The organism is Synechococcus sp. MU1655, assembly GCF_023630655.1.
In the GTDB taxonomy this organism is placed as follows: domain Bacteria; phylum Cyanobacteriota; class Cyanobacteriia; order PCC-6307; family Cyanobiaceae; genus Synechococcus_C.
The window spans coordinates 1-6840 of the sequence record NZ_JAKUHK010000096.1 but is presented as its reverse complement, the minus strand read 5'-3'; the positions used below and the strand labels follow the sequence as shown (position 1 = coordinate 6840).

The window sequence follows — 6840 nt, the reverse complement described above, 5'->3', positions numbered from 1 at the left end:
TACACCAGCGATAGGACAGATGTCATTCCCTAAATTGAAATCGGATCCATAGTTCAACCACTGCTGCTGCATAAACTCAAACTGCCTTGCAAGATCTGCACAAATAGCGACAAAAAAAGTTCCTCGTTCTGAATCAGCTGAGATGGATGAATCATGATCAATGGGATTCTCGTTCATCAGCTCCGAAGGTGAGCCATAGGTCATACCACGCCTTAAAATTCGACGACGGTTCACAAGCAGAGAGCTTGCTTGAGATGTTTCTGAAGGATCGGAATCATTGCGCAATGAAGGATCACCACTATCTCGGGGATTACTCCGACGAATATGTGCGGCAAATGGGCACCTTCTGCCTTTTGTATCATCAGACTCAAAGGTAAAGCGTGTAAATTTAGTTTTAAATTGTTCCCAAGCTTCTTTTGCACTAGGCCCACCCTTTCGAGCCTCGCCTGCCAATGTCAGGAGACGTACTCGAAAGCTCAGCCATGATTCATACGTCGGAGCATGCACCAATGGCGTGCCATCATCCCAACGTCCAACAAGTTTCGCACGAAGAACTTTTAACGCTTTGGTGAATTGAGAAGCAGCGGAAGGTTGCTCAGAAGATGATGAGCATTCAACCTGATCAAGCCAATGCTCCATCAATGGAGTCTGCTTCACCAAGGCATTATGAAAGGCGGTGACATTCTGCTCTAGTTTACGAACTGCCATGAATGTTCCGTTTTTGCTGAAGGTATAGGGCATTGGATGGCACGTTGTTTCCTGTGCTTCATTGGGATAACCCAAGAGGAATTCTCCTGGGGCGATCGGTCTCCACTGACCACAAGAGAGATGACCTTGCCCTTGTGCCATTTCCGCTTGAAAAGCAGCTGGATATTGACCATCAAAAACAGGATCTCCGATTCCATCAAAGAATCCAAAGTGTTCATATTCGCTATATCGCAAATCTGTAAGTTCTGCCGATGAAGCAACATACCGGCGCTTTTTTTGGTTATCTAAATCGTCTAAATACTGATCATCACTAATACCGGCAATTGCAAGATCCTGGAGTCGCGAACGGAACAATGATTCACATTCAAGCCATTTCGATTCAGGATCAGCACTGGAGTGTCCCGTCAGAGCAACCAAACGATGCAGTTCAGCCTGATCCAGTAAGCGCCTAGACTCTTGATCCAGATTTTTAATCATCATGGATCGGGCTAACTTAAAAGTCTCTTGACAATGATAATCAGACTTTAAAAAGGAATCACCTCTACGCAGACAGATCTTTTTCAAACAAGAATTAAATGCAACACGCAAGCTGATAATCAAATGCGTAGTTTGCTCGTGTTGATCATCCTTCCAGGCATTATTCCAATCAAGTCGATTATCATTCAACATTTCAGCTCTTTCCCACATTCCATCTAAGAAAGCATCTGGAAATTGACGAAGAACTGAATTGGGAACGCCTAAAGCCTTAAGACCTGATGCTGTAAAAGCAATATTGAGCAGAGCCTCTGGAGTATCCTTTCTCAGCTGATCCTCAGGAATCTGCATTTGAGCGGACCGCTTTGACGGGAAAAACTGAGCTGTCGTAATTTGAGGCTGAATCCAACTCAGAAATTTCTGAGCTTCCTCTTGATCACGAACATGAAAAATGAAGTGACGTGCAAGAGGGTAGGAAGATCGACCATAGGGGAGCAAGATGTTTCCCTGGATATCAAGACGGTCCAAAATTGTTGTCATGGCATTAACGAACAGAAAAGTATTTGCCAGGTTGAATGGAAGGGGAGTGAGTATCGGAAGGCTTGTGGTCATCTAAAAAACTCGCAAAGCGCTGGCGAATTTTGCCCTTATTAAACCGATCACTTTCCTGCCAATCGCGATACATCTCTAGAAACTTTTCTTGAAGATACAATGACTTTGCAATTGACTTTAAATCAACACCATCAATTTGAGACATCGGCATATTTGCACTATTGATGAAATAACGCCATGCAAACATAAATAAAACCACGGAGGCGATAGCCAGCCCACCAAAGCCTATGAGCCCCAATGGATTCAATGCTTGGTAAAAATCACTCAAATTCACTTGCGACAATGCTGTGTCATACAAAAGATTGAAAAACAAACTTACGAAACAAATAGCCAGCACGAGAAGTGCCATAACAAGTAAAATGAATGGCAAAATTCCTACAATGATCAGAGCCCATCGATTTTTAAATTCAGAGGGCGACAGTTGATCTGTTGATGGGTTCCAACGTTGCACTTTGTCGGCAACCCAAAAGTAAGCAGAGAATGGATATGTTGTCTCAACTTCATGAGACAGGAGCAATCGCTCTACTGAGTGATAAGCATGACAATACTGTGTATGTGCCTCCAAAATCCTTTGATCCTGAGGAGGTGATGGAAGAGAAAATCCCTCGCAATGATGAAAGATTTTAGTCAATTCCTCCCTGGCATAAGGCCATAACTCAGACAAATAGTCTTGAACGCAAGACGTTGAGCTGGGATGACAATCAAAATCAATAGCGATTAGGAGATAGGGTGACTCAAGTGCGTCGATTCTGTCTTTTTCCGAAAGAAGATCCTTACCAGCAACTAACGTCCTTAGAAAATCTATTAGAGAATCATTCCGGCGGCGGCCATTATAAAAGAGCTGGTCAACAACAACAAATCTGGCAAAATGTGTACAGCGCGTATGATCAAATAAGTGCAATTTGTCTAATTCTGACCCCGGAGGATCAATATTTTTCAGGAACGAATCAGATAGTTGATTCAAATAGCCTTTGAGGTGGTGAGCATACGACTGAGTACCATCACTAGGGTCAGAAACATTCTCTTGACACGGCAAATTAGTATATAGTCCAGTCTTGATCGGCAACAATGCCGTCAACTGATAAAACCCTGCCTCATGGCTCGGCATTTCAACGAGTCTCCTTGGAAAATTGAATTAAGTAAGAAGCATTACTGAGAGTTGTCAGGCGAGTGCGGAGGTGGCTTACCGGTGGAAGGAAAATGATTCGCCAAATTCGCCATGACAGACTGAAAGTGTTGAAAAAACAAATCATCCATAGTTGCATCGTTCTTATCTGGGTCTTGATTAATCTCAGACAGCTGCTCTTCTAAATAATTAATTGCCTTACGAACTTTCAAGGCGCTGGAAACATCTCGCAGCGAAAATCCCGGAAGAGCGTTGTAATAGTAAGAACACTCTATTGAATTGTCGTCGATATAAGATTTGAATGGGCTGCTTGGGATCGACTTTGGATAGCCAATACTGCGATACCACATGGTATCCATCCCCAATGAAATCACATCCGAAAACTCATCCAAATAGACATCCCAAGTCCCATTGAAATTTGAGACAAACAAAAGGTACGAGTAACGCGTTTTAAACTTTTCAGAGCGCCCGGGCCATCGATCCTTAGGCAAAATCACCCATCTTGCGAAATGGATCATTTGAAGATTCACCAACGGGAAAAACTGAGCTGGAAGGGAACGATATAAAGCAAACAAAAAACGGTTAATCCAAGAGCACCACAGAGGAGTAACGACCGTCAGGGCAGAAGATTTACCAACAATGTCGCCTAATGGCATGCCAAAAAGGAGGGGTCCTTGAAAGGAATTTTAGAAACACCAAGAAAATCACAACATTGGCTCATCAAAAGTATAAGATTAATACTTGATGAGAATACAATTAAAGCCTGGTGAAACGAAGATGAAGAATCAGTCGACGTAGAGTTAAGACGTCCTTTGATCAACATTGCAGAGGATCTCACTTGAATCGACAAACAAATTTTTGAATGCTTTGACAGCACTCAATTGTCTAACGATTAAGGTCATGCGATCTCTGTGCATGGTCTGCGGGTGCAGCTTTTGCTCCTCACCTCTTCAATAGGATTTCTTTCAGATGATCTAACCAGCTTGAGGATGATCGAGTTCAAGCAATTCATAGGAGATGAATATGTCTCATCCAAGTGTTTACCTCGCACATCTTTGGGGGCAGAATGGACGAAAGTTATCCAGCAGACGCTCCGCCATCCCTTCCTGCACAGCATCCTGAGTCAGAAGACGGGAAAAGAGGCTGGATGCTGTGCAGGAAGCGCTACCCGCTTCTGATCTGGAACGTAAGGCATAGGCTTATAGGGCAATTTCCGTTCCAAGTAACGACTAGGTGCCATAGAGCACGCGTTACATCTTTGTGGTCTTATTGATTTCTGGTTATCTGACCCATGAACCATGGCTAAGGTTTGGAAGTCCAAGCCTACTTAGGCTGCACCACAAAAAATCTGAGTCTGCTCGGAGGTCATTATCGGAACCCTCCAATCAATAATTCAAGTTTTTAAAAAGGATCCAATGAAAGTTATTCACCTGGCAATCGCCACTAACGAAATAGACAAAAGTGTAAAAGATTACACAGAGAGATTGGAGAAAGAGCCAAATATTGTTGTTCCAGATGAATATGCATTATGGAGAACAGAACAAATTAATTTATCAATAAGACAAGATGCTAGCTGCAATCCAGGCGAGCTAAGGCATCTCGGCTTTGAAGATTCAAATGCAAAAGAGTTCACCGCGTCAAAGGATGTTAACGGGATTCTTTGGGAGTCATTCAGCGCAGAGCAACAAGCAGAAGAAATCAATAAATTCTGGCCAAATGCACACTATCAGCCCAACGAAGCTGGTTGAATATTATTGCTTATTTGCACGACCAGCAAGCAGGTTACAAGTTACCAAGCCCTTCAAATTGAAGCAGCACATGCACAGGAACTCATGTCTGAAAGATAAAAACAAATACCTCATGGACGTCAACGGAGGTGACGTTGATCGAAGACCAGTGCAACGCTGGAATCATCAACGGCCTAGAGAATTCGATCAGTGAGCCCCCTTAATCGAATCCAGGCTGATGGCTTGGAATCGCGATCCAGATGATCTGATGTTGACGCAGCTTGTCGGCTGTACCGACGAGTGGCTGTTCTGAATGGCCATCTCCATAAAGAGCCAGCTCGTAGAGGAGATTCATGCAGAACTTGCCCTGAAAATAACCACCATGGCCATCGATCGTGCTGAGTTTCAACGACCCAGCAAGCATCGCCATGAGCGTGGCGGCGTAGTTGAAAAACCTCTGCACGGCATTGCGAGCCGTGAACGCACTGAGATAACGCCCGCCATCGTCGTAGTCGGTGCAGTCGATCACATTGAGCGGGTAGCCGATCCAGCGTTGACAACGGAATGTTCTTTTATCACAGAGGCTTTGCGTACCCAATGCGCCATGGAGTTCAAGGTCACTCAGGTCGCCGACACGCTTGCCGTAACCCTGACGTCGCGTGCGCCCTTTGATGCTCAGATTGCCGAGCCGATAGCCACCAATGCGCGTACCCGAGGGAAACACGAAGTAATTGGCCAGGGTTGAGGCGAGCCGCAACACCATATCGGCATCATTGACAAACAAAAATGTCTGGCGAAAACGGCGCAGGCAACTGGCCAGGTAATTGGACCGTCCTGTGGTGATGGTCCAGACAGGAATGTCGGCAGCAACGAGGATCAAACGATCAAGGCTAAAAAGATCGCCAATCTGCGCGAGCTGTTCTCGCTGTCGTTCGTTCGCTTGCTCCTCGAAGGACGGCGGGCAGCTTGGACCACCAAAGGGACCCGACTGGGCATTGGCCGACCAGAGGTGAGAATCCGCTTCGGGATCGAAGACATTGGTGAGAACACGGATGAGCATGGTGGTCAGGAACGTGCCCATGCTGTGACCCAGGAAACTGAGGCTGATCCGCGGCTCCTTACCGCTCTGAAGATCAGACAGATAGCTGCGATCGGGGATGATCTCCTTGACCAGGTGGTGGAGAGCTCTAACCATCTCAACGGCATCGAACACACCAAACGTGCTGGCGCGTTCACGGTCGCGAAAGTACGTGACCATACGCAGCAGCATCAGTGTGATTCCGATCCCCAGACACAATTGACCGATGGCAGCGAGCCAACCGGCAGCCAAGAACGCGAGCAGGCTGCCGAGAGCGAACAGCAACCACAGGCCCATCGGCATGGCACGGATCCAGCACAAAGGTCCTCCTGCACCAATCCGCTCGGACGGCCAGGCGTAGTGCAAAAACAACACATAATCATCAGGGGGTGATTCCGTGAGCCGACAGGCGTCGTCTCTGAACTTGCGTTCCGCCTGCTTGTATTCCTCCCTCACACTCTTCAAGGGAACGTTGTAGCCGTGGATGCGAACCACCACGCGCACACGCTGGGACTTGCCGTTGCTCTGCTGCCGTTGGAAGTACTCGGACAGATGGGTGCGCAGCTGCGCGAAGTTCTGGGCGTTGTTGTCAAAATCCGCTCGAAAATCGGGTTGTGTCAGAGCCAAGCGAAAGGGCCTCTCGGCCTCCAGGGGTGCGGTACTGCAAACCAGCATGTGGCTGAAGCAGGGGGTCTGCTCTGAAGGGAAGGGCTCGTATTTGAGAAGAGCAAGTTCAGGTTGCCGCGTGGTGATCGTCATGGTGAATGGCTGTGCACGCTGGTCTCCCCTGAGGTAGCCATCTCCGATCAATCCACACCCGAATCGAACCGCTTCCTTCCAATTCATCAGCAGCGTTCCTGGCATGACGATCGCTCAAACGATTGCTCAGGCACCGATCGTTGAAGATGGTGAGCCAGAACCACGATTGATCGCTCACCGTGCCCCAAAGCGCAGAACCGGCTAAGCAACTACGCACCTTGCTGGAGCAGGACACCTGCCATCTGATGCCCTGCTGTTTTGATGCCTTATCGGCACGGCTGGTGGAGCAGGCCGGCTGCGCACTGAGCTTCATGAGTGGGTTCTCCGTGGCGGCAGCCCGAGCCGGACTGCCGGAC

General features: G+C 47.2%; 5 protein-coding genes. 1 reads left to right on the top strand and 4 read right to left on the bottom strand.

Annotated features, from left to right (window positions below):
* From NCN04_RS06035 to NCN04_RS06025, 3 genes are all read right to left on the bottom strand, one after another.
* Window positions 1-1722, bottom strand: a 1722-nt coding sequence (locus NCN04_RS06035) for a Dyp-type peroxidase (RefSeq protein ID WP_250395489.1), incomplete at its 3' end; no start/stop codon positions are given.
* A gap of 4 nt (window positions 1723-1726) precedes the next feature.
* On the bottom strand, window positions 1727-2902 hold the full coding sequence (locus NCN04_RS06030) for a hypothetical protein (protein WP_250395488.1): 1176 nt from the start codon (window positions 2900-2902) through the stop codon (window positions 1727-1729).
* Window positions 2903-2943: 41 nt separating this feature from the next.
* Window positions 2944-3576 carry a hypothetical protein gene (locus NCN04_RS06025; RefSeq protein ID WP_250395487.1) on the bottom strand — a complete coding sequence of 211 codons (633 nt, stop codon included), beginning with the start codon at window positions 3574-3576 and terminating at the stop codon, window positions 2944-2946.
* 759 nt (window positions 3577-4335) lie between these two features.
* On the opposite strand from NCN04_RS06025, the gene NCN04_RS06020 reads away from it, so the two are divergent.
* Entirely contained in the window at window positions 4336-4668 is a 333-nt protein-coding gene (locus NCN04_RS06020) for a hypothetical protein (protein WP_250395486.1), read from the top strand.
* Window positions 4669-4867: 199 nt separating this feature from the next.
* On the opposite strand, the gene NCN04_RS06015 is transcribed toward NCN04_RS06020, so the two are convergent.
* Window positions 4868-6589: a hypothetical protein gene (locus tag NCN04_RS06015; protein ID WP_250395485.1), complete on the bottom strand. Its 1722-nt coding sequence runs from the start codon at window positions 6587-6589 to the stop codon at window positions 4868-4870.
* Window positions 6590-6840 lie beyond the last annotated feature (251 nt).